The 21,327-nt window shown below is 68.5% G+C and carries 22 protein-coding genes; 13 read left to right on the top strand and 9 right to left on the bottom strand.

Annotation, left to right across the window (positions count from 1 at the left end):
* Positions 1 to 144: 144 nt before the first annotated feature.
* Together eda and edd are read right to left on the bottom strand one after the other, a co-directional pair.
* Positions 145 to 768, bottom strand: a complete 624-nt coding sequence (gene eda, locus JOD27_RS29015) for a bifunctional 4-hydroxy-2-oxoglutarate aldolase/2-dehydro-3-deoxy-phosphogluconate aldolase (protein WP_307830404.1) — start codon at positions 766 to 768, stop codon at positions 145 to 147.
* Between the two features lie 312 nt (positions 769 to 1,080).
* A complete protein-coding gene (edd, locus tag JOD27_RS29010; RefSeq protein ID WP_204765461.1) occupies positions 1,081 to 2,937 on the bottom strand; it encodes a phosphogluconate dehydratase in 1,857 nt (618 codons plus the stop codon).
* A 227-nt stretch (positions 2,938 to 3,164) separates the two neighbouring features.
* On the opposite strand from edd, the gene JOD27_RS29005 reads away from it, so the two are divergent.
* The 4 genes from JOD27_RS29005 (at position 3,165) to JOD27_RS28990 (ending at position 6,929) form a co-directional block, all read left to right on the top strand.
* Positions 3,165 to 3,455, top strand: coding sequence for an Rv0250c family protein (locus tag JOD27_RS29005; RefSeq protein ID WP_109640511.1), 291 nt, complete (start codon positions 3,165 to 3,167; stop codon positions 3,453 to 3,455).
* Between the two features lie 85 nt (positions 3,456 to 3,540).
* The gene (gene sdhC, locus JOD27_RS29000; protein ID WP_204765460.1) at positions 3,541 to 4,305 is read left to right on the top strand and encodes a succinate dehydrogenase subunit SdhC; all 765 of its coding nucleotides are present in this window, start codon (positions 3,541 to 3,543) and stop codon (positions 4,303 to 4,305) included.
* Between the two features lie 9 nt (positions 4,306 to 4,314).
* Entirely contained in the window at positions 4,315 to 6,183 is a 1,869-nt protein-coding gene (locus tag JOD27_RS28995; protein ID WP_204765459.1) for a fumarate reductase/succinate dehydrogenase flavoprotein subunit, read from the top strand.
* Positions 6,180 to 6,929, top strand: a complete 750-nt coding sequence (locus tag JOD27_RS28990) for a succinate dehydrogenase/fumarate reductase iron-sulfur subunit (protein WP_204765458.1) — start codon at positions 6,180 to 6,182, stop codon at positions 6,927 to 6,929. The genes JOD27_RS28995 and JOD27_RS28990 overlap by 4 nt, the downstream gene beginning before the upstream one ends.
* Here the strand turns inward: JOD27_RS28990 and JOD27_RS28985 are convergent, their stop codons facing one another.
* The gene (locus JOD27_RS28985; protein ID WP_307830385.1) at positions 6,930 to 7,577 is read right to left on the bottom strand and encodes a response regulator; all 648 of its coding nucleotides are present in this window, start codon (positions 7,575 to 7,577) and stop codon (positions 6,930 to 6,932) included.
* Positions 7,578 to 7,703: 126 nt separating this feature from the next.
* On the opposite strand from JOD27_RS28985, the gene JOD27_RS28980 reads away from it, so the two are divergent.
* The gene (locus tag JOD27_RS28980) at positions 7,704 to 7,985 is read left to right on the top strand and encodes a hypothetical protein (RefSeq protein WP_204765456.1); all 282 of its coding nucleotides are present in this window, start codon (positions 7,704 to 7,706) and stop codon (positions 7,983 to 7,985) included.
* A gap of 52 nt (positions 7,986 to 8,037) precedes the next feature.
* Here the strand turns inward: JOD27_RS28980 and JOD27_RS28975 are convergent, their stop codons facing one another.
* The 4 genes from JOD27_RS28975 to JOD27_RS28960 form a co-directional block, all read right to left on the bottom strand.
* The gene (locus JOD27_RS28975) at positions 8,038 to 8,931 is read right to left on the bottom strand and encodes an amino acid ABC transporter permease (protein WP_204765455.1); all 894 of its coding nucleotides are present in this window, start codon (positions 8,929 to 8,931) and stop codon (positions 8,038 to 8,040) included.
* Positions 8,928 to 9,575 (bottom strand): amino acid ABC transporter permease, encoded by a 648-nt coding sequence (locus JOD27_RS28970; protein WP_204765454.1) that lies wholly within the window; start codon positions 9,573 to 9,575, stop codon positions 8,928 to 8,930. Before JOD27_RS28970 ends, JOD27_RS28975 begins: the two co-directional genes overlap by 4 nt.
* A 78-nt stretch (positions 9,576 to 9,653) precedes the next feature.
* Positions 9,654 to 10,544, bottom strand: coding sequence for a glutamate ABC transporter substrate-binding protein (locus JOD27_RS28965; protein WP_204765453.1), 891 nt, complete (start codon positions 10,542 to 10,544; stop codon positions 9,654 to 9,656).
* Positions 10,545 to 10,583: 39 nt separating this feature from the next.
* Positions 10,584 to 11,312 carry an amino acid ABC transporter ATP-binding protein gene (locus JOD27_RS28960; RefSeq protein WP_204765641.1) on the bottom strand — a complete coding sequence of 243 codons (729 nt, stop codon included), beginning with the start codon at positions 11,310 to 11,312 and terminating at the stop codon, positions 10,584 to 10,586.
* A gap of 159 nt (positions 11,313 to 11,471) precedes the next feature.
* On the opposite strand from JOD27_RS28960, the gene JOD27_RS28955 reads away from it, so the two are divergent.
* Together JOD27_RS28955 and JOD27_RS28950 are read left to right on the top strand one after the other, a co-directional pair.
* Positions 11,472 to 12,149 carry a response regulator transcription factor gene (locus JOD27_RS28955; RefSeq protein ID WP_204765452.1) on the top strand — a complete coding sequence of 226 codons (678 nt, stop codon included), beginning with the start codon at positions 11,472 to 11,474 and terminating at the stop codon, positions 12,147 to 12,149.
* Positions 12,150 to 12,180: 31 nt separating this feature from the next.
* A complete protein-coding gene (locus tag JOD27_RS28950) occupies positions 12,181 to 13,566 on the top strand; it encodes a sensor histidine kinase (RefSeq protein WP_204765451.1) in 1,386 nt (461 codons plus the stop codon).
* 22 nt (positions 13,567 to 13,588) lie between these two features.
* Here JOD27_RS28950 and JOD27_RS28945 read toward each other — a convergent pair whose 3' ends face one another.
* The gene (locus tag JOD27_RS28945) at positions 13,589 to 14,503 is read right to left on the bottom strand and encodes a TAXI family TRAP transporter solute-binding subunit (RefSeq protein WP_307830384.1); all 915 of its coding nucleotides are present in this window, start codon (positions 14,501 to 14,503) and stop codon (positions 13,589 to 13,591) included.
* 57 nt (positions 14,504 to 14,560) lie between these two features.
* Between JOD27_RS28945 and miaB the strand changes: the two genes are divergently transcribed.
* The 3 genes from miaB (at position 14,561) to JOD27_RS28930 (ending at position 17,359) form a co-directional block, all read left to right on the top strand.
* Complete coding sequence (gene miaB, locus JOD27_RS28940; RefSeq protein ID WP_307830383.1) at positions 14,561 to 16,027, top strand: tRNA (N6-isopentenyl adenosine(37)-C2)-methylthiotransferase MiaB; 1,467 nt, start codon at positions 14,561 to 14,563, stop codon at positions 16,025 to 16,027.
* Complete coding sequence (locus JOD27_RS28935) at positions 16,024 to 16,491, top strand: Rv2732c family membrane protein (RefSeq protein ID WP_307830382.1); 468 nt, start codon at positions 16,024 to 16,026, stop codon at positions 16,489 to 16,491. Before miaB ends, JOD27_RS28935 begins: the two co-directional genes overlap by 4 nt.
* Before the next feature lie 64 nt (positions 16,492 to 16,555).
* Positions 16,556 to 17,359, top strand: a complete 804-nt coding sequence (locus JOD27_RS28930; RefSeq protein ID WP_204765448.1) for an RICIN domain-containing protein — start codon at positions 16,556 to 16,558, stop codon at positions 17,357 to 17,359.
* A gap of 45 nt (positions 17,360 to 17,404) precedes the next feature.
* On the opposite strand, the gene JOD27_RS28925 is transcribed toward JOD27_RS28930, so the two are convergent.
* Positions 17,405 to 18,739: a DUF349 domain-containing protein gene (locus tag JOD27_RS28925; protein WP_204765447.1), complete on the bottom strand. Its 1,335-nt coding sequence runs from the start codon at positions 18,737 to 18,739 to the stop codon at positions 17,405 to 17,407.
* Positions 18,740 to 19,392: 653 nt separating this feature from the next.
* Between JOD27_RS28925 and JOD27_RS46850 the strand changes: the two genes are divergently transcribed.
* The 3 genes from JOD27_RS46850 to dapF are packed head-to-tail and all read left to right on the top strand — an operon-like array spanning position 19,393 to position 21,316.
* Entirely contained in the window at positions 19,393 to 19,590 is a 198-nt protein-coding gene (locus JOD27_RS46850) for a class III extradiol ring-cleavage dioxygenase family protein (RefSeq protein WP_307830381.1), read from the top strand.
* The gene (miaA, locus tag JOD27_RS28915; RefSeq protein WP_204765445.1) at positions 19,587 to 20,495 is read left to right on the top strand and encodes a tRNA (adenosine(37)-N6)-dimethylallyltransferase MiaA; all 909 of its coding nucleotides are present in this window, start codon (positions 19,587 to 19,589) and stop codon (positions 20,493 to 20,495) included. The genes JOD27_RS46850 and miaA overlap by 4 nt, the downstream gene beginning before the upstream one ends.
* Positions 20,483 to 21,316 carry a diaminopimelate epimerase gene (gene dapF / locus JOD27_RS28910; protein ID WP_204765444.1) on the top strand — a complete coding sequence of 278 codons (834 nt, stop codon included), beginning with the start codon at positions 20,483 to 20,485 and terminating at the stop codon, positions 21,314 to 21,316. The genes miaA and dapF overlap by 13 nt, the downstream gene beginning before the upstream one ends.
* The last annotated feature ends 11 nt before the right edge of the window (positions 21,317 to 21,327 follow it).

The raw sequence follows: 21,327 nt of genomic DNA, 5'->3' as shown, positions 1-21,327 counted from the left end.
AATCTCAATTGGCGGGTGTTTGGTTCACCTTTCATCAAGCTCCCGTCAATTGGAGACCGGCGTCACCACCCGTTGGGTGAACAATCCAACGTGGTGGAACGCCGGTCTCGTGATGTGAGCCGAAATTCCGGTTCGTGACCCCGGTTACCCGAGCGCGGTGGACTCGCGGGCGAGCGTCTCGATGCGGTCCCAGTCGCCGCTCTTGAGCGCGTCCTTGGGGGCGAGCCACGAGCCGCCGACACAGCCGACGTTCGGCAGCGCGAGGTAGTTCGGCGCGGTCTGCGGGGTGATGCCGCCGGTCGGGCAGAACCTGACGTGCGGGATCGGCCCGCCGATGGACTTCAGGTAGTCGACGCCGCCCGCCGCCTCGGCCGGGAAGAACTTCAGCGCCGTGAGCCCACGCTCAGCCAGCCGCATCACCTCGGACACCGTCGCCGCGCCCGGCAGATACGGCAGCGCGGTGGCGTCGGCGGCGTCGAGCACCCGCTCGGTCGTGCCGGGCGTGACGAGGAACGCCGCCCCCGCCTTCGCCGCCTGCTCGGCGTGTTCGGGCGCCGTGACGGTGCCCGCGCCGATCACGATCTCCGGCACCTCGCGCGCGACGTTCTCGATCGCTGCGAGCGCGGCAGGCGTGCGCAGCGTCAGCTCGATGACACGAACGCCTCCGCGCAGCAGCGCCTGGGCGAGCGGCACCGCGTGGTCGGCGTCGTCGACCACGACGACGGGGATGACAGGCGACAACGCGAGCAGGTCTGCCCCGGTGGTCACCCGAAGTTTGTCACCGTTGGTCACGAGCGCACTCCTTGATCGAAAACCGATATATCGCATGCCTCGGCCCGTCGCTGCCCACCCGGATGCAAAACACGTTTGCGGACGAAGTCAAAAGACTCATTGCAAAGGCTGTCGAGCAGGCGGCGGGAGCCGGGCGGGTTGGGCTGCCGGGCTGGTCGGTCGGCGGGCGGGGTCGGGCGTCGCTGCGGCCTTTGCAATGGGTCTTTTGACGACGAAGTCCAAAGAGTCGTTGCTAAGGAGCAGGTCAGCGGGTGGGGGAGGGCAATATATTGGTGGTGCGGGGTTGAGTTAGTGGTGCGTGACCGGGGCGAAGTGGTCGGCGGTGATGGGGCCGAACACCGTCGCGCCGCGGTCGGCAGGTCCGACGGTACGGCGCAGAGCGGCGAACAACTCGCGGCCGGTGCCGACCCACTCGCGGCCGGTCGGCGGGAAGTCGACGAGCGGGCGCGAGGCGAGTTCGTCGGCGGACACCTGGACCTCCAGCGTCCCGGCGGTCGCGTCGAGGCGGACGATGTCGCCGTCGCGGACCCGGCCGAGCGGACCGCCGACGGCGGCCTCCGGGGTCAGCTGGATGGCGGCCGGGATCTTGCCCGAGGCGCCGGACATGCGGCCGTCGGTCACCAGGGCGACCTTGTGGCCGCGGTCCATCAGGACGCCGAGGGGCGGGGTCAGCTTGTGCAGTTCGGGCATGCCGTTGGCCTGGGGGCCCTGCTGGCGGACGACGACGACCACGTCGCGGTCGAGCTCGCCCGCCTTGAAGGCTTCCTGGAACGCCTCCTGCGTCGTGAACACGCGGGCCGGCGCCTCGACCACGTGGTTCTCCGCGGCCACCGCCGAGACCTTGATGACCGAGCGGCCGAGGTTGCCGGAGAGCATGCGCAGGCCGCCGTCGGAGGCGAACGGGTCGGAGGCCGGGCGCAGGACGTCGAGGTCGAGGGAGCGGCCGGGGCCGTCCACCCAGACCACCGAGCCGTCGGCCAGCTTCGGTTCCTGGCGGTAGCGGTCGAGGCCGCGGCCCGCCACGGTGGTGACGTCGTTGTGCAGCAGGCCGGCGTCCAGCAGGGTTCCGACGACGAACTGGACGCCGCCGGCGGCCTGGAAGTGGTTGATGTCGGCGCTGCCGTTCGGGTAGACGCGCGCGATCAGCGGCACGACGGACGACAGGTCCGAGAAGTCGTCCCAGCTCAGCTCGATGCCTGCGGCGGCGGCGATCGCGACCAGGTGCATGGTGTGGTTGGTGGAGCCACCGGTGGCCAAAAGCGCCACGACGCCGTTGACCACGGCCTTCTCGTCGACGATGTGCGCGATCGGCGTGTAGTCGTCACCGCGGGCCATCGCCACGGCGCGGCGGCCCGCGTATTCGGTCAGGGCGCGGCGCAACGGGGTGCCCGGCGGGACGAACGAGGCGCCCGGCAGGTGCAGGCCCATGACCTCGACGACCATCTGGTTCGAGTTCGCGGTGCCGTAGAACGTGCAGGTGCCGGGGGAGTGGTACGAGGCGGCCTCGGCCTCGAGCAGGTCCTCGCGGGTCGCCTTGCCCTCGGCGTAGAGCTGGCGGACGCGGGCCTTCTCCTTGTTCGACAGGCCGGTCGACATCGGGCCGGCCGGCACGAGGATCGACGGCAGGTGGCCGAACGACAGGGCGCCGATCAGCAGACCCGGCACGATCTTGTCGCAGACGCCCAGCAGCACCGCGGCGTCGAACATCTCGTGCGACAGGGCGACACCGGTCGACATGGCGATGACGTCGCGGCTGAACAGCGACAGCTCCATGCCCTCGCGGCCCTGGGTGATGCCGTCGCACATCGCGGGCACGCCGCCCGCGAACTGGGACACGCCGCCCGCCGAGCGGACCGAGTCCTTGATCCAGGCCGGGTACTCCTGGAACGGCTGGTGGGCCGACAGCATGTCGTTGTAGGACGAGACGATCGCGACGTTGGACTTGCGCAGCGCCCGCAGCGCCGCCTTGTCGCCGCCGGTGATGCCGGCGAAGCCGTGCGCCAGGTTGCTGCACGCGAAGCCGGAGCGGGAGGTACCTTCCTGCGCGGCTGCGGTCACACGTTCGAGGTACACGCGACGCGAATCGGCGCTGCGGGCGGCGATCCGGCGTGTGACCTCTGTCAGTACGGGATGCAGTTGGCTCATGGGTCTCTCCGGGGCATCACGGGCCGTGGTGGGGCCCTCACGAGACGACAACGGTGGCGTCCCACGGACGGGCGTGACGCCACACACAGTAAGTCATGGCTGGTCGTCGACACAAAAACGATTCAGTAGCTGAGAAGGATCCAGTTGCGAATGTTGGCGTGTGGTGCTTGTCACATGGCTTGAGATTGGGCAGAGTGCGGGGCACGACCTTGGAACGGAGGTGTCCCATGACGTCCACGGAGATCGTCGAACTGCGCCGGGTCATCGGTCAGATGCGGCACTGCGTCAGCTCGTTGCGCGCCAGGTACGGCGACGTGGCGGCCGTTCAACGCCTTGCCAACGACGTAGAACGCATGGACATCGACGCCACCGAACTCGTCGACCTCAGCACCCCGAGGCAGCGCGAAGCTCCCCAGGTGGAACGCGAGGTCGTGGTCGTGCCCGACACGCCCTACGACGAGTCGTTGTGGAAGGACGCAGACGACGAAGGACTCGGTGGCTACCGCAACCGGACCTGAGCCGAGCTGACCAGACGGCCCCCGCGTGACGCGGGGGCCGTTGTGCGTTCCTCCACAACGGCGTGGACCCCCAGAAAGGTGAGTAATGGCGAGGGCAGAGATCGCCGCCAGGACTCTGCGCACGGACCGATGGTGGCTGCCGCCGCTGACGACCTTCGTCGGCCTGCTGCTCATCTCGATCTACGCGGCGTTCCGCACGTTCCAGGGGGACTTCTACTGGGTCGACCAGTACCACTACCTCACACCGATGTACTCCCCGTGCCTCACCGAGGAGTGCATCCCGGCGGCCTCGCACTTCGGTCAGTGGTTCCCGGCGTTGCCGGGCTTCCTGACGCCGCCGGTGATCATCATCCCGTTCCTGCTGGGATTCCGGATCACCTGCTACTACTACCGCAAGGCCTACTACCGGGCCGCCTGGGCGTCACCGCCCGCGTGCGCCGTCGCCGAGCCGCACAGCAAGTACACCGGTGAGACCCGGTTCCCGTTGATCGCGCAGAACCTGCACCGCTACTTCTTCTACGCGGCCTCGATCCTGCTGCTGATCAACATCTACGACGCGATTCTCGCGTTCGGCACCGGCGTCGGACTGGGCAACATCATCCTGCTCGTCAACGTCGGCCTGCTCGCCGCGTACACGCTGTCGTGCCACTCGTGCCGCCACATCGCGGGCGGGCGGCTCAAGCACTTCTCCAAGCACCCGGTCCGGTACTGGATGTGGACGCAGATCTCGAAGCTGAACAACCGGCACATGCTGCTGGCGTGGACCTCGCTGATCTTCGTCTGCCTGACCGACCTCTACGTCGCGCTGGTCGCCTCGGGAACGATCTCCGACCTCCGCTTCATCAACTAAGGAGTGGTTTTGCCCGAGCTGGAAAGGCATTCGTTCGACGTTCTCGTGATCGGCGCGGGTGGTGCCGGTCTGCGTGCCGCGATCGAGGCCCGTGAGCACGGCATGCGCACCGCCGTTCTCTGCAAGTCGCTGTTCGGCAAGGCCCACACGGTGATGGCCGAGGGTGGCATCGCCGCCGCCATGGGCAACGTGAACTCGAGCGACAACTGGCAGGTGCACTTCCGCGACACCATGCGCGGCGGCAAGTTCCTCAACAACTGGCGGATGGCCGAACTGCACGCACAGGAGGCACCGCAACGGGTCTGGGAGCTGGAGACCTACGGCGCGCTGTTCGACCGCACCAAGGACGGCCGCATCTCGCAGCGCAACTTCGGTGGCCACGAGTACCCGCGCCTCGCCCACGTCGGTGACCGCACCGGCCTGGAGCTGATCCGCACGCTGCAGCAGAAGATCGTGTCGCTGCAACAGGAAGACCACAGGGAGTTCGGCGACTACGAGGAACGCCTGCGGGTCTTCCAGGAGTTCACCGTCACCGACCTCGTGAAGGACGGCGACCGCATCGCGGGCGCGTTCGGCTACTGGCGCGAGTCCGGACGGTTCGTGCTGTTCGAGGCGCCGGCGGTGATCCTCGCGACCGGCGGCATCGGCAAGTCGTTCAAGGTCACCTCGAACTCGTGGGAGTACACCGGTGACGGCCACGCGCTGGCACTGCGCGCGGGCGCGTCGCTGATCAACATGGAGTTCATCCAGTTCCACCCCACCGGGATGGTCTGGCCGCCGTCCGTCAAAGGCATCCTCGTCACCGAGTCCGTCCGCGGTGACGGTGGCGTGCTGCGCAACTCCGACGGCAAGCGGTTCATGTTCGACTACATCCCCGAGGTGTTCAAGGACAAGTACGCCGACAACGAGGAAGAAGCCGACCGCTGGTACACCGACCAGGCCAACAACCGGCGCCCACCGGAGCTGCTGCCCCGTGACGAGGTCGCGCGCGCGATCAACTCCGAGGTGAAGGCCGGGCGCGGGTCACCCCACGGCGGCGTTTTCCTCGACGTGTCAACGCGTCTGCCCGCCGAGGAGATCCGCCGCAGGCTGCCGTCGATGCACCACCAGTTCAAGGAACTGGCCGATGTGGACATCACCGCGCAGCCGATGGAGGTCGGCCCGACGTGCCACTACGTCATGGGTGGTGTCGAGGTCGACCCGGACACCGGATCCTCGTCCGTCGCAGGCCTTTACGCCGCCGGTGAGGTGTCCGGCGGCATGCACGGGTCCAACCGGCTGGGCGGCAACTCGTTGTCGGACCTGCTGGTGTTCGGCCGACGCGCGGGCGCGGGCGCCGCGGAGTACGTGCGGGCGATGACCGACCGCCCTGTCGTGTCGGAGGAATCCGTCACCGAGGCGCGGGCGACGGCGCTCAAGCCCTTCCAGCAGGAGGGCGGCGAGAACCCGTACACGCTGCACATGGAGCTGCAGCAGTCGATGAACGACCTCGTCGGCATCATCCGCCGCGCCGGTGAGATGGAAGAGGCGTTGCAACGGCTGGAGAAGCTCAAGGAGCGGGCCCAGTCGCTGACGGTCGAGGGGCACCAGCAGTTCAACCCGGGCTGGCACCTCGCGCTCGACCTGAGGAACATGCTGCTGGTGTCGGAGTGCGTGGCGAAGGCGGCGCTGCTGCGAACGGAGTCACGGGGCGGCCACACCCGAGACGACCACCCGTCGATGGACGCCGAGTGGCGGCGGAAGCTGCTGGTGTGCACGGCATCCGGTGATGGGGCGGTGGTGGAGGAGAAACCGCAGATCCCGATCCGCAGCGACCTGCTGGACCTGTTCGACCGCACCGAGCTGGAGAAGTACCTCACCGCCGAGGAGTTGGCATGAGCTACCAGGGGAAGTTCCGGGTGTGGCGCGGTGACGACTCCGGCGGCGCGCTGGAGGACTTCACCGTCGAGGTCAACGAGGGTGAGGTCGTGCTCGACATCATCCACCGGCTGCAGGCAACGCAGGCACCGGACCTCGCGGTGCGGTGGAACTGCAAGGCCGGCAAGTGCGGTTCGTGCTCGGCGGAGATCAACGGCCGGCCGCGCCTGATGTGCATGACGCGGATGTCGGTCTTCGAGGAGTCGGAGACGATCACGGTCACGCCGATGCGCACGTTCCCGATCATCCGCGACCTCGTCACCGACGTGTCCTTCAACTACACCAAGGCGCGCGAGATTCCGTCGTTCGCGCCGCCGAAGGACCTGGCGCCGGGCGAGTACCGGATGCAGCAGGTCGACGTCGAGCGCTCGCAGGAGTTCCGCAAGTGCATCGAGTGCTTCCTGTGCCAGAACACCTGCCACGTGGTGCGTGACCACGAGGAGAACAAGGAGGCGTTCTCGGGGCCGCGGTTCCTCATGCGGGTCGCCGAACTGGAGATGCATCCGCTCGACACGGCCGACCGCGTCGACCAGGCGCAGGACGAGCACGGGCTCGGGTACTGCAACATCACCAAGTGCTGCAGCGAGGTGTGCCCCGAGCACATCCACATCACCGACAACGCGCTCATCCCGATGAAGGAGCGCGTCGCCGACCGCAAGTACGACCCGATCGTCTGGCTCGGCAACAAGCTGTTCCGGCGTCCGTAGTCACCCGGCGAGCTGCGGCGTGACCAGCCCGGACTCGTAGGCCGTCACCACGGCCTGCGCCCGGCTGGTCAGCCGCAGCTTCGTCATCACGCGGTTGAGGTGCGTCTTCACCGTGCCCTCCGTGACGCTCAGCTTGCTCGCGATGGCGGCGTTGGTCATGCCGGTGGCGACCAGTCTCAGGACCTCGCGTTCGCGTTCGGTGAGGTCGTCGAGACCGACCGGGACCCACGGTGCGGAGCGCGCGTCGCCCAGCAGATACGCCGCGACGAGCCGGCGCATGACCGTCGGGCTGAACTGCATCTCGCCGGACGCCACCGCGCTGATCGCGGCCAGCAGCCGTGCCGGCTCCGACTCCTTCAGCACGAACCCGGCGGCGCCGAGCCGCAACGCCTCCTGGACGTACTCGTCCAGGTCGAACGACGTCAGCACCAGCACCCGCGCGGACGTAGCGACGCGTTTGAGCGCCGTGAGCCCTGGCAGGCGGATGTCCAGCAGGATCACGTCCGGTGCGCACGTCTGCGCCAGCCGCACCGCGGTGGCGGCGTCCGCGGCCTCACCGACGACGGTCAGCTCCGGTGCGGCGTTCAGCAACGCGACCAGGCCCGCCCTGAACAACGGCTGGTCGTCAACCACAAGCACGCGCGTCACAATGCCCCTCATTCATGTGACGTCACCGCAGTAGATTCCCCAACCGAGAGCGTACCGCGAAAGTTGACGCGAGATCCACTGTTCGTGAGACGACCTGGTTCCGTTGACGTCGATACGTTGCGGCACATGCGAACCGCATCGGCCGACCTGCTCGCCGTCCGCACGATCACCGCCGACGGCTCGGACGTCTACCTGCGGGTCACGTCCAGTTCCGCCGACCTGGAGATCCGCTGGTACCGCGACGGTGACCACCGGGTGGCGGGCAGCCCTGTCCTGTTTCCGGCGGGTGATCGCTCACGCCGGCGCATCGGCACGAACTTCCGTGCCGGCACCACGTTCTGTCTGGGCGTCGTCGGTGCGGTGGGGGACGCCTGGTGCGGTGTCGTCGACTGGAACGTCTACTCCTGAAACAGCGAACGGGGCGTGTCCGGTGTGGACACGCCCCGTCGTTCGAGCCGGCTCAGACGGTCAGTCCGCCGCCGACGGCGGTGGACGCCGCGCCGAGCTGGACCTGGGCGGCAGCGTCGTCGTCGGTGTGGATGACCTTCTTGTTGCGGCGGTTGCGCTTCTCGAGGTAGTTCGCGAGCCACGTCAGCAACAGGCACAGTCCGATGTAGATCAGGGCGACGACGATCATCACCGGGATCATCGGACGACCGAAGTTCACCGCGTCGTTGCCGATGCGCGTGCCCCAGCGCAGCAGCTCCTCGTAGGTGATGAGGAAGCCGAGAGCGGTGTCCTTCAACAACACGACGAGCTGGCTGATGATGGTCGGCAGCATCGCCCGCAACGCCTGCGGCAGCAGCACGAGCATCATCACCTGCGTCTTGCGCATGCCCAGCGCGTACGCGGCCTCGCTCTGGCCTCTCGGCAGTGCGTTGATACCCGCGCGGAAGATCTCCGCGAGCACCGAGCCGTTGTAGAGCATCAGGCTGATCACGACCGCCGTGAACGCGCTCAGCTTCACCCCGGCCACGGGAAGGCCGTAGTAGAAGAAGAACATCATGATCACGAGCGGGATGGCGCGGAAGATCTCGACGATCACCGCCGCGGGAGCACGCACCCACCCGTGGTCGGACAACCGGGCCGCCGCGAAGATCGCGCCGAACACGAGCGCCAGCACCGCGCCGAGGGCGAACGCGCTGAGGGTGTTGCCGATCGCCTCGACCAGCGAGAGCTGGATCTGCTTGTAGTTGATCCAGTCGAGCCTGCGGGCCGAGAACTGGTCCGTGGCGATGAACCGCATGACCACGTACACGACCGCCGCGAGCGCCACGGCGATGCCGACGACAGCCATGATCTTGTGTCGGACGCGGGCCTTCGGACCGGGGACGTCGAACAGCACCATGCTCATCGGGCCACGCTCCACCGCTTCTCGAAGACCTGCTGCACGTACGTCAGCGGCATCACCAGGATGACGAACCCGATCGCCACCCACAGGAGTCCGAACAGGACGTTCTCACCCGCCTCGGACAGCGAGTCGCGGATCGATCCCGCCTGGACGACGGCGAAACCGGAGGCGACCGTCGTGTTCTTCAGCAACGCGATCATCGTGCTCGTCATCGGCGGCACGACCGAGCGCAACGCCTGCGGCAGCACCACGTTGCCCAGCATCTGGGTGAACGTGAGGCCGAGCGCGCGCGACGCCTCGGCCTGGCCGACCGGCACGGTGTTGATGCCCGACCGCACGACCTCGCAGACGAATGCCGCCGTGTAGAGCGACAACGACACGACCGCCGCGGTGTAGGGCTCGATCTTCACGATCTCCAGGAGCGGGTACGCGAAGACGAAGAAGACGAAGACCAGCGTCAACGGCGTGTTGCGCAGCACCGTCACGTAGGTCGCGCCGATGCCCCGGAACACCGGCACTGGGCTGACCCGCAGCGCCGCGAGGATGGTGCCGAGCACCAGCGACAGCACCGCGGAGATCGCGAAGAGTTGGAGTGTCTGCCCGAACGTGTACAGGAACAGATCTAGGTGGTTGGTGAGGACGCTCATCGGTTTCCTTGCCGTCCGTCCGCCATCAATGGAACGGCCGGCGGACCCACGCGGGATCCACCGGCCACGTGAGCGACGTCAGTAGCGGTCGATCGTCGGCTTCTGCGCCTTCGAACCCGACTTGCCGAGCGTCCCGTCGTAGATCTTCTGCCAGGTGCCGTCGTCCAGCGCGCCCTGCAGGATGTCGTTCACCTTGTCGCGCAGGGCCTTGTCCTCCTTTGGCAGGCCGATGCCGTACGGCTCCTTGGAGAACGTCTTGCCGACGACCTTCAGCTTGCCTTCCTCGGCGGCCGCGTAGCCCTTGAGGATCGCGTCGTCGGTGGTGACCGCGTCGGCCTCACCGTTCAGCAGCTTGGTGACGCACTGCGAGTAGCCCTGGAACTCCAGGATGTTCTCCGGCTCGGTGTAGCCCTTCTCCCGGATCTGCTTGATCGGGGTCGAGCCGGTGACCGAGCAGACCTTCTTGCCCTTGAGGGTCTCCGGGCCGGTGATGTCGGTGTTGTCCTTCTTCACCAGCAGGTCCTGACCGGCGACGAAGTACGGACCGGCGAAGCCGACCTTCTCCTTGCGGCCGGCGTTGATCGTGTAGGTGCCGACGTAGTAGTCGACGTCACCGTTGATCAGCGCCTGCTCGCGGGCAGCGGACTGGATCGTCTTGAACTGGATCTTCTCGGGATCGAAGCCCAGCTTCGCGGAGACCAGTCGCGCGATGTCGATGTCGAACCCGCTGTACTTGTTCGTCGTCGGGTCCTTGTAGCCCAGGCCGGGCTGGTCTTCCTTGACGCCGATGACGAGGTTGCCGCGCGCCTTGGCCTTCTCGAACGTGGGCGAGCCGTCGACCTTGACGTCCTTGGCGACCTCGAAGAGGCCGGCGGGCGCGCCCTGGTCGGTCGGGCTGCCCTCCTTGCCACACGCGGTCAGGGCCAGTGCGCCCGTCAGCAGCACCGCCGCAAGGGTGCGAACCCTCATCGTCCTTCTCCTGCCATTCGTTCGAAAGTGGGCTGACTTCTAGTGAGTCAGGATCTTGCCAAGGAAGTCCTTCGCGCGGTTGGACTTCGGGGCCGAGAAGAACTCTTCCGGAGTCGAGTCCTCCACCACCTCGCCGTCGGACATGAAGATCACCCGGTCCGCGGCCTTGCGGGCAAAGCCCATCTCGTGGGTGACGACCAGCATCGTCATGCCGTCCTTGGCGAGGCCCGTCATGACGTCCAGGACCTCCTGGACCATCTCGGGGTCCAGAGCGGACGTGGGCTCGTCGAACAGCATCACCTTGGGCTTCATCGCGAGCGCGCGGGCGATCGCCGCACGCTGCTGCTGCCCACCCGAGAGCTGAGCCGGGAACTTCTCCGCCTGGTTGGCGATCCCGACCCGCTCGAGCAACTCCATCGCGGTCTTGCGCGCCTCGGTCGCCGGCGTCTTGCGCACCTTCACCGGAGCGAGCATCACGTTCTCGGCGATGGTTTTGTGCGCGAAAAGGTTGAAGGACTGGAACACCATGCCGACATCGGCGCGCAGGCGGGCCAGTTCCTTTCCTTCGGCGGGAAGTGGCTGACCGTCGACCTCGATGACACCGGAATCAATCGGCTCGAGTCGGTTGATGGTCCGGCACAGGGTCGACTTACCGGAACCCGACGGCCCCAGCACGACCACGACCTGCCCCTTCGGCACCTCCAGCTGGACGTTCTTGAGCACGTGCAGCGGGCCGAAGAACTTGTCCACACCCGCCACGCGAATCATCGGCGAGGTAGAGGCGGCAGTCATCCAGTCCTCCATTTGGGGTCGTCGGCGTTGGCGGAAACCTAGGTGTCACGCACCACACCAGTCCAGGACATTGAGCAAGACTTAGGGTCTCAACTCTGTCACAGGCAGACATCGGTTGCCCGGGAGGTAGCGAAAGTGCGCGTGCTGCTCGTCGAGGACGACGACAGGGTCGCAGAGGCCTTGGTCCCAGCCCTGACCAGACGGGGTTTCCAGGTGGACCGGCAGGCCACCGGACGCGGCACGCTCGACCGCCTCACCGGCGTCGACGTGGTGCTGCTCGACCTCGGTCTGCCCGACATGGACGGTGTGACGCTGTGCCGTGCGATCAGGGCGGCGTCGGACGTCGCGATCATCGTGGTGTCGGCGCGAGGGGAGATCGACGACCGGATCCTGGGCCTGCACGCGGGAGCCGACGATTACCTGGTCAAGCCCTATGACGTGGGCGAGCTCGTCGCGCGCGTGCACGCTGTGCGCCGTCGTCGCGGCGCCGATCCCGTCGGTGTGGGGGCGGTGTCGACGGAGGTGTTCGAGACCGGCGACGTGCGGGTCGACCTGGGACGCCACGAAGTCACCGTGGCAGGTGAATCCGTCGCCCTCTCGCGCAAGGAGTTCCAGGTGCTCGCGCTGGTCATGGCGGCGGGTGGCGCGGTGTGCACGCGGGAGCGCATCCTCGCCGAGGTGTGGGGGCGGACGTGGTCCGGCGCGAACCGCACGCTGGACGTGCACGTCGCCACGCTGCGCACCAAACTCGGCCGTCCGGCGCTGCTGGAGACCGTGCGCGGCGTCGGGTACCGGTTGGGCCAGGCGTCGTGAATCTTCACCTGATCGGGTTTGGTGACGGCTCGTGAGGTCCCGGCTGCTGGGCGTCGTGCTCGCCCTGATCGTGCTGGTGCTCGTCGGGCTGGGCCTGCCGCTCGGGCGCGGTGTGGCGGCCGCGGAACAGCAGGAGATGTTCCTCGACCGGCTCACCGACACCAGCCGGTTCGCCTCGCTGGCCCAGCGCCCGCTGATCGACAACAAGCCGAACCTGCTGCGGCCGGAACTCGAGCGGTACGGCGAGCTCTACGGCATCGGCGTGGCAGTGGTGGGCCGTGACGCGCCGACGGTGCCGCTCGTCGCCTCCCGCAACGACCTCGCGCTCGGCGACAGCGCCGTCCAGGACCTCGTGAGCAAGGCCCTGGCCGGACGGCTGCCGGTCGCGCCGCCGTTGTTCATGCCGTGGAGCGACACCGAGCTGGTGCTCGCCGAGCCCGTCCTGGTCGACGGCGAGGTGCGCGGAGCGGTGATCACGTTCTCGCCGACGTCGAAGACCCGGTTCGAGGTCCTGGCCTGGTGGGGGTTGCTGCTCGCGGCGAGCCTGCTGGTGCTCGCGCTCGCGGTGCTGCTGGCGCTGCCGGTGGTGCGGTGGACGTTGCGCCCGGTGCAGGCGCTGGACGACGCGACCGGGAAGCTGCTCGCCGCGGTGGTGTCCGGCCGGCCGGTGCCGCCGGTGGGGGCGGAGAGCGGGCCACCGGAACTGCGGCAGCTCAGCCGCTCGTTCGACCAGATGGCCGCGAACGTGAGCGATGTGCTTGCCGCGCAACGAGCTTTCGTCGCCGACGCGTCGCACCAGCTGCGCAACCCGTTGACGGCGCTGAAACTCCGGCTGTCCAACCTGGAGGGTCACGTCGACGCCGAGGCCGAGGTACACCAGGTGGAGGCGTTGAGCGAGACCGACCGGCTGAACCGGATCCTCGACGAGCTGCTCGCCATGGCACGCGCGGAGTCCAGTTCGGTCGACCCGGTGCCGGTCGACGTCGACAAGTCGGTGGCCGCGCGGCTGTCGGCGTGGCAGGCGGCGGCGCAGGCCAAGGAAGTCCATCTTGTGCTCGACGGGCAGCGCGTGGGCATGGCCCTCGCGCCTCCGCGTGGCGTCGAAACGGTTCTCGACGCGCTGCTCGACAACGCGCTGAAGTTCACGCCCGAGGGAACGCTGATCGTGGTCGACGTCCGGAAGGCCGACGGCGTCGTCCAGCTCTCGGTGGCGGACCACGGGCCCGGTCTGCAGCCCGACGAGCTCGAACGGGCGACCGACCGGTTCTGGCGCAGTCCGGCGCACCAGAACGTTCCCGGTTCGGGTCTCGGTCTCTCGATCGTGCGCCTGGTCGTCGAGCGCGTCGGCGGGAAGGTGCGCCTCGAGTCGCCGGAGGACGGCGGCCTCAAGGTCGTCGTCGAGCTACCCGCGATCTGACCCCAAGCTAATATATTGGATATCAGACCTTGGTGTCGCGGTAGTAGCGCATGGCGCCGTTGTGCAGCGGCACTGGTGACGTCTCGATCGCCGACCGCTGCTCTATCGTCCGCGCCGCCGAATGAGCCTTCACGAGCTCGGGCTGGCCCGCGAACAGCTGCCGCACCAGCGCCTCGGCGACGTCGTCGGGCATCTTCTCGTGGACGAGCAGGAAGTTGCGCACGACGAGCGTGATGATCGGCTTGGACTGCAGGTTGTACGTGGAAGCCGGCAGGGTCGCGGACCCGTATACGGGATATTGCTCGCGGAACCCCGGCAGGTCGTCCTTCAGATCGAGCAGCCGCACTCCGAGTTCCTTGGTCAGCTGGGTGATGCGCGCCGTCGGCAACCCGCCCGACCAGAAGAACGCGTCGAGCTTGCCCTCGCGCATCCACTGGGCCGACTCCTCGAGACCGAGGTTCACCGTCTGCGGTGTGACGTTGAGCGACTTGAGCAGCCGGCTCGCGATGATCTCGACGCCCGACTCGTCCGCGCCGATCGACACGCGCAGCCCCGACAGCTCGCGCAGCTTCGTCACCGGCAGGTCGGCACGCACTATGACCTGCAGGTAGTCGTCGTGCATGCGGGCCAGCGCGCGTAGCCGCGAGGAGCCCTCGACCTCCTCCAGCGCGTCCGCCTGGGAGAAGCCGACCTGAGCCTGTTCGTTGACCAGCCGGGTGACGTTGTCCTTCGACCCGGCCGTCGCCACGACCTGGGGGCGCACGATGCCGAGGCGGCCGCTCCAGATGTCCGCGAGGCCGTTGCCGAGCCGGTAGTAGACGCCGCCCTCGCTGCCGGTGGCCATCGTGATCTTGATGTCTTCGACCGTACTGCCACAGCCCGTCAGGACCGTTGCGGCGGTCAGGAGGCTCACGGCGGCATGCACTCGTCCCAGCACCTGCGCATCGTGCCACGCGGGCGTTCTACGCTTGCACCCGACGAAAGGTTGGTTGCAGTGACCCGCAGTTACCAGATACGCACGTTCGGTTGTCAAATGAACGTGCACGACTCCGAGCGGCTCGCCGGTCTACTGGAGGACGCTGGCTACGCGCGGGCCGCCGAGGACGAGCAGGCCGACGTCGTCGTCTTCAACACCTGCGCGGTCCGCGAGAACGCCGACAACAAGCTCTACGGCACCCTCGGGCACCTCGCACCGCAGAAGGCCGCGAAGCCCGGCATGCAGATCGCCGTCGGCGGCTGCCTGGCGCAGAAGGACCGCAGCGAGATCGTCCGCCGCGCCCCCTGGGTCGACGTCGTGTTCGGCACGCACAACATCGGCTCGCTGCCGGTGCTGCTCGAACGCGCGCGGCACAACGAGGAGGCGCAGGTCGAGATCCTCGAGGCGCTGGAGACGTTCCCGTCCTCGTTGCCGGCCACCCGCGACTCCGCCTACTCGGGCTGGGTGTCGATCTCGGTGGGCTGCAACAACACCTGCACGTTCTGCATCGTGCCGTCCCTGCGGGGCAAGGAGAAGGACCGCCGTCCCGGCGACGTGCTCGCCGAGGTCGAGGCGCTGGTCGCCGAGGGCGTGCTGGAGGTGACGCTGCTCGGGCAGAACGTCAACTCCTACGGCGTCGAGTTCGGCGACAGGTTCGCGTTCGGCAAGCTGCTGCGCGCCTGCGGTGGCATCGAAGGCCTCGAACGCGTGCGGTTCACCTCCCCGCACCCCAAGGACTTCACCGACGACGTCATCGCCGCGATGGCCGAGACGCCGAACGTGTGCCACCAGCTGCACATGCCGCTGCAGTCCGGTTCGGACCGCATGCTCAAGGCCATGCGCCGCTCGTACCGCACCGAGAAGTACCTCGGCATCATCGACAAGGTCCGCGCGGCCATGCCGGACGCCGCGATCACCACGGACATCATCGTCGGCTTCCCCGGTGAGACCGAAGAGGACTTCCAGGGCACGCTCGACGTGGTGCGCCAGGCCAGGTTCTCGTCGGCGTTCACGTTCCAGTACTCCAAGCGTCCCGGCACGCCGGCCGCCGAGCTGCCGGACCAGCTGCCCAAGGCCGTCGTGCAGGAGCGTTTCGACCGGCTCGTGGCGCTGCAGAACGAGATGACGCACTCGTTGAACATCGAGCAGGTCGGCAGGACCGTCGAGGTCCTCGTCGCGACCGGCGAGGGCAAGCGCGACGCCGAGACGCACCGGATGAGCGGCCGTGCCCGCGACGGACGTCTCGTGCACTTCACGCCCGGTGCCACGGCTCCGCGTCCCGGTGACGTCGTCGAGACCGTCGTGACCTACGCCGCGCCGCACTACCTCGTCGCGGACGGCGAACCGCTGACGTGGCGCCGCACCAGGGCCGGCGACCGGTCCGAGGCGGGCATCAAGCCCAAGACGGCGGGTGTCGGCCTGGGGCTGCCGTCGTTCGGGGCTCCGGCTCCGCTGCCCGCCGTGTCGGGGTGTTCGGCGCAGTGAGCGAGGAGGAGTACCTGCGCAAGGAGATCGACGCGGTGGAACAGCAGGCGGCCCGCCGCATCGATCCCGGCACCGGCGCGCTCACGATCTCGATCGCGGTGCTGGCGTTGCTGGTGTCGCTGATCCTGCCGTGGGTCGGCGACGACACGGGCCTTTCCGTGGTGCTCGGGGAGTCGACGAGCTTCGTGCCGCGGCTGTTCTCCTTCTTCGCGCTCGGTGTCGGTGTGCTCGGTTCCGGCATCACGCTCGCGGTCCGCCGCTGGGGTCTGGCGTGGGTGTGCGCGCTGGGCCTGTTCGCCGGCTCGGTCACGGGTGTGCTGTCGATCTGGACGCAGCAGACGACCACGAGCAACAAGGCGATAGGACCGGGTCCGGGTGCCGGGTTGATCATCGCGGTGGTCGCGGTGATCGTGCTGCTGGTGAAGTGGGTGAGGATCGCGGCTTCCCGGCCGCCTCAGCTGTAATAGATCGCGGTGCGTGCTCGATTCCCATCCCGGCAACGGTGATCGTGAGTCGAGGTGCGGTGGAATGACCGATGTCGTCAACAGCACCAGAGGCAACGTCGGCGGCGATGTCGTTCAGGTGGGCGACGTCGGCCGTGATCTCACCATCAACTACCCGCCGCCGAAGCGTTCGCTGCTGGTGCGCGTCGCCGTGGTCGCCGGTGTCGTGGTGCTCGGACTGCTCGTCGTGGTCGCGAACCTGGGCAGAGCTGAGAAGCCCGCGTCCTTGAGCGTCTCGTCGTCAGCGCCGCCTGCTTCGACCACTGCTTCCTCGACCACGACGTCCGTGCCGCGCGCGACGACGACGCAACCGTCTGCCGTGACCGTCGCTCCGCCGAGGCCGCTACCGCCGGCGGTCCAGCAGCCGCAACAGACTGTCGGGCCCCAGCCGACGTCCACGCCACCGGCGAACGACGGGCCGGGCTACCTGCTGCCGTCCAACAACGACCAGAAGGCGATCGACTTCTACGACAACCCGAACCACGACGCGGTCATCTGGGACCGCCACCCGCCCGGCACCGAACCGAGCTACCAGCCGCACTGGGTGCGCGAGTTCACGGACGCGGGGACGTTCCGCATCCGCAACGACCAGGTGAACCGCTGCCTGGAACCGGTGAGCGATCCCGAACGCGGTGATCACGTGGTGGCGAACATCTGCTCGGGCAGCGAGGCGCAGCTGTGGCGCACGCAGAACACCACCCAGTACGCGAGCGTGAAGTTCGGTGCCTGTCTCAGCGTCGCGAACAACGGCTCGTACGCGAACGGGACCTGGCTCTACCTCGCGTCCTGCACCGGCACGCCCGACCAGCACTGGCGTCTCGCGCGCTGAAGGCCTCCTCTCCGCGCGTGGGAGAGGAGGCCTTCAGGGTCGGAACTAGCGGGTCGCCAGCGCCTGCTCGGCGGCGGCGAGCCACTCACGCCACTGCGCGGCCTGCGCCTCGGCCTGCTCGGTGCGGCGCTTGTCGCCCGCGGCACGGGCCTTCGCGGCCTGCGCCTCGAACTGCTCCACGCGCTCGCGGAACTGCGCCACGCGGGCCTCGGCCTCGGGGTCGGAGCGACGCCACTGCGCGTCGACCGCACCGCGGACCTTCTCCTCGACCGCCCGCAGCTTGCCCTCGAGCTCGCGGATGCGCTCGCGCGGCACCTTGCCGATCGCGTCCCAGCGCTCCTGGATCTTGTAGAGGTGCTGGCGCGCGGCCTCGAGATCGGTCGACGGGTCGATCGTCTCGGCCTCGGCGAGCAGCTCCTCCTTCAGCTTCGCGTTCGCCGCGAACTCGGCGTCACGCTCGCTGAAGGCCTCGGATCGCTTCTGGAAGAACGCGTCCTGCGCGGCGCGGAACCGCTGCCACAGCGCGTCGTCGGCCTCCTTGGGCGCACGCCCGGCGGCCTTCCACTCGACCATCAGCTCCTTGTAGCGACCGGCCGTGGGGCCCCAGTCGTCGGAGTCGACGAGCTTCTCGGCCTCCTCGACCAGTGCCTGCTTGGCGGACTTCGCCACCGAGCGCTGGCGGTCGAGGTCCGCGAAGTGCGAGCCGCGACGGCGGTTGAACGCGTCCCGCGCCTTCGAGAACCGGCGCCACAACTGCTCGTCGGTCTTGCGGTCGACGCCGCGGATGGTCTTCCACTCGTCGAGGATGGCGCGCAGCCGGTCGCCAGCGACCTTCCACTGGGTCGACTCGTTCGCGATCGACTCGGCCTCGTCGACCAGCGCCTGCTTGCGCGCCACGGACTGGGCTCGGGCGGCCTCCTTGGCCTCCTTCGCCTTCTCCATGCCCGCCTCGGCCCGCTCGAGCACGAAGTCGACGCGCTTGGCCAGCGCCGCGAGGTCGCCGACCACGGCCGCGTCGGCGAGCTGCTCCTTGACGTGCTTCGCGCTGGTCAGGGCATGCTTCGGGTCGCCGGCTCCCGACTGGAGCCGCGTCACGAGCAGCTCGACCTCGGTGCGCAGGTCGTCGAACCGGCGCGCGAAGTGCGCGAGGCCCTCGACCGGTTCGCCCGCCTGCCACGACCCGACGGCGCGTTCGCCGTCCTCGGTCTTCACGTACACGGTGCCGTCGGCGTCCACGCGCCCCCAGCGGTCAGGGTGGTCCGACGCCACGGGGACGGCCGGAGGCGTCGCCTGCACGGTCTCCTTCGGCGTTTCCTCGACTCCACCCTCGGCCGGGGCGGTCTCCGCCGCGACCTCCGGTGTGCTGTCCTGCTCCGACATCGCCGGTTCCTCCCATCTGACGCCCGTGCCTGCCACGGGCGCCCCGCCACTGGCGGGGCCGATGCAATACGGGCGCTGGAGGGTCTCCCGTCCCCAGTTCCCCGCGCGCATTCAAACAGGTCAGAGCTCGACTCGGTACTGGGAGTCCACGATAGGTAGCCTGGTTCGTCGTGATCACCCGTGCCGCGGTGGTGCCGCACCCCCCACTTCTGGTGCCAGAACTGGTCGCGGGAGCCGCCGCAGAAACCGAGCCCGTGCGGGCCGCAACCCTTGCGGCAGCAGGGAAACTGCCCGCCCCGTGGGTCGTTGTCGCGGTCGACGACAGCGGCCCGGCGACCCACGTACCGCCGCTGTCGGGAAGTTTTCTCGGTTATGGGGTCGATGTCATCGTGTCACTCGGCGGTGACGGGATTCCAGACCCCCGGATTCCGTTGCCCGTGCTAATCGCCGCCTGGCTGCGGGAACAGTGCGCAGTCGAGGTGTCACGCATTGAGCTCGTGCCTCGTGATCTGCCGCCATCGGACTGTGTCTCGTTTGGACAACAACTCGCTTCCGAGGACTGCGGGCTGCTGATCCTCGGTGACGGCTCCACCAGACACGGCTTGCGTTCGCCAGGTTCCCACGACGAGCGTTCGGGACCTTTCGACTCGCACGTGCACGATCTGCTGGCCGCCGCCGACGTGGACGGCCTGCTCGACCTCGACTCCGAACTCGCCAGGGAGCTGGGCGCGCAGGGCCGCGCGGCGTGGCAGGTCCTCGCCGGCGTGCCCGGACCGTGGCGCTGCGCGAGCGCCGAGTTCTTCGCACCGTTCGGCGTGGGCTACCACGTCGCCGTCTGGGAGCGCCCGTGATCACACCCATCGCAGTTGTCGGCCCCACCGCGACCGGGAAGTCCGACCTGGCCGTCGCGCTCGCGGAACGGTTCGGGGGAGAAGTCGTCAACGCCGACGCCATGCAGCTCTACCGCGGCATGGACATCGGCACCGCGAAGATGACGATGGCCGAACGTCGCGGCATCCCGCACCACCTGCTCGACGTCCTCGACGTCACCGAGACCGCGTCCGTCGCGGCCTACCAGCGCGAGACGCGCGCCGTCATCGAACGCCTGCTCGCCGCCGGTCGTCCGCCGATCCTCGTCGGCGGCTCCGGCCTCTACGTGCAGGCGGTGCTCGACGACCTGAAGTTCCCCGGCACCGACGACGCGGTGCGGGAGCGCTACGAGGCCGAGCTGGCCGAGGCCGGTCCCGAGGCGTTGCATCGGCGCCTGCGGGAGCTCGACCCGGCCGCCGCGATCGCGATCCTGCCTACGAACGGACGCCGCATCGTGCGCGCGCTGGAGGTCATCGAGCTGACGGGCGAACCGTTCTCCGCGAACCTGCCCAAGCCCGGCCCGGCGCGCTACGGCACCGTCCAGATCGGCATCGACCGCGAGGTGTCCGAACTGGACACCCGCGTCGACCTGCGCGTGGACCTGATGTTCGCCGCCGGTCTCGAAGACGAGGTGCGCGCCCTCGTGAAGCTCGGCCTGCGCGACGGCAAGACGGCCTCGCGCGCCCTGGGCTACCAGCAGGTGCTGTCCGCAATGGACGGAGCGTGCACGATCGACTTCGCCGCGGAGGAGACCAAACGCGCCACCCGCCGGTTCGTCCGCAGGCAGCGTTCGTGGTTCCGGCGTGACCAGCGCATCACCTGGTTGGACGGTGCACGCCCCGATCTCGTCGAAGCCGCCGGTAACCTGGTGCCGTGGAGTTCGTGAAGGGGCACGGCACGGAGAACGACTTCGTCATCCTGCCCGACCTCGATGACCAGCTGGACCTGACTCCCGCGCGCGTCCAGGCGCTGTGCGACCGGCAACGCGGCCTGGGCGCGGACGGCGTGCTGCGCGTCGTGCGCACTGGTGGCGTTTCGGGAGGAGCTTCCGGCGGCAAGTGGTTCATGGACTACCGCAACGCCGACGGCTCCATCGCCGAGATGTGCGGCAACGGTCTGCGGGTCTTCGCCCGCTACCTCGTCGACGCGGGCCATCAGCCGCAGGGTGAGTTCGTGGTGGGAACGCGAGCCGGCGACAAGACCGTCACGACACACCCGGACGGCTCCGTCACGAACGACATGGGCCCCGCGCGGGTCACCGGCACGTCCATCGCCGCGGTCGACGGCCAGGGCATCGGCGGCTTCGCTGTCGACGTCGGCAACCCGCACCTCGCCTGCGTCACCGACACCCCGGTCGACGGCTTCGACCTCACCGTGCCGCCCGGCTTCGACCCGGTGATGTTCCCGCACGGCGTGAACGTCGAGCTGATCAACGTCCTCGACGCCGACACGCCGCGGGGTGGCGCTCTCAAGATGCGCGTGTACGAGCGCGGCGTCGGCGAGACCCGCTCGTGCGGCACCGGCACCGTCGCGTCCGTCGCCTCGTGGCTCGCGGGCCAGGGCAAGACGACGGGTTCCGCGACCGTCGACGTCCTCGGGGGTCAGGTCTTCGTCACGATCGAGCCGACGACGTCGACGCTCACCGGACCTGCCGTGCTCGTCGCGCGCGGCGAGCTCGACAAGTCCTGGTGGGACGCCCTCGCCTAACTGATATATCG

The sequence above is a fragment of the Lentzea nigeriaca genome (assembly GCF_016907955.1).
GTDB lineage: Bacteria > Actinomycetota > Actinomycetes > Mycobacteriales > Pseudonocardiaceae > Lentzea > Lentzea nigeriaca.
This window is presented reverse-complemented; position numbering and strand designations above follow the sequence as displayed.

What these genes read in the sequence shown, in the direction of transcription:
- JOD27_RS28975 (WP_204765455.1), bottom strand. Translation starts at nt 8,931, where the DNA reads ATGAGCATGGTGCTGTTCGACGTCCCCGGTCCGAAGGCCCGCGTCCGA.
- JOD27_RS28930 (WP_204765448.1), top strand. Translation starts at nt 16,556, where the DNA reads ATGACCGATGTCGTCAACAGCACCAGAGGCAACGTCGGCGGCGATGTC.
- JOD27_RS28965 (WP_204765453.1), bottom strand. Translation starts at nt 10,544, where the DNA reads ATGAGGGTTCGCACCCTTGCGGCGGTGCTGCTGACGGGCGCACTGGCC.
- JOD27_RS28980 (WP_204765456.1), top strand. Translation starts at nt 7,704, where the DNA reads ATGCGAACCGCATCGGCCGACCTGCTCGCCGTCCGCACGATCACCGCC.
- sdhC (WP_204765460.1), top strand. Translation starts at nt 3,541, where the DNA reads ATGGCGAGGGCAGAGATCGCCGCCAGGACTCTGCGCACGGACCGATGG.
- JOD27_RS28960 (WP_204765641.1), bottom strand. Translation starts at nt 11,312, where the DNA reads ATGATTCGCGTGGCGGGTGTGGACAAGTTCTTCGGCCCGCTGCACGTG.
- JOD27_RS28970 (WP_204765454.1), bottom strand. Translation starts at nt 9,575, where the DNA reads ATGAGCGTCCTCACCAACCACCTAGATCTGTTCCTGTACACGTTCGGG.
- edd (WP_204765461.1), bottom strand. Translation starts at nt 2,937, where the DNA reads ATGAGCCAACTGCATCCCGTACTGACAGAGGTCACACGCCGGATCGCC.
- JOD27_RS29005 (WP_109640511.1), top strand. Translation starts at nt 3,165, where the DNA reads ATGACGTCCACGGAGATCGTCGAACTGCGCCGGGTCATCGGTCAGATG.
- JOD27_RS28925 (WP_204765447.1), bottom strand. Translation starts at nt 18,739, where the DNA reads ATGTCGGAGCAGGACAGCACACCGGAGGTCGCGGCGGAGACCGCCCCG.
- JOD27_RS28990 (WP_204765458.1), top strand. Translation starts at nt 6,180, where the DNA reads ATGAGCTACCAGGGGAAGTTCCGGGTGTGGCGCGGTGACGACTCCGGC.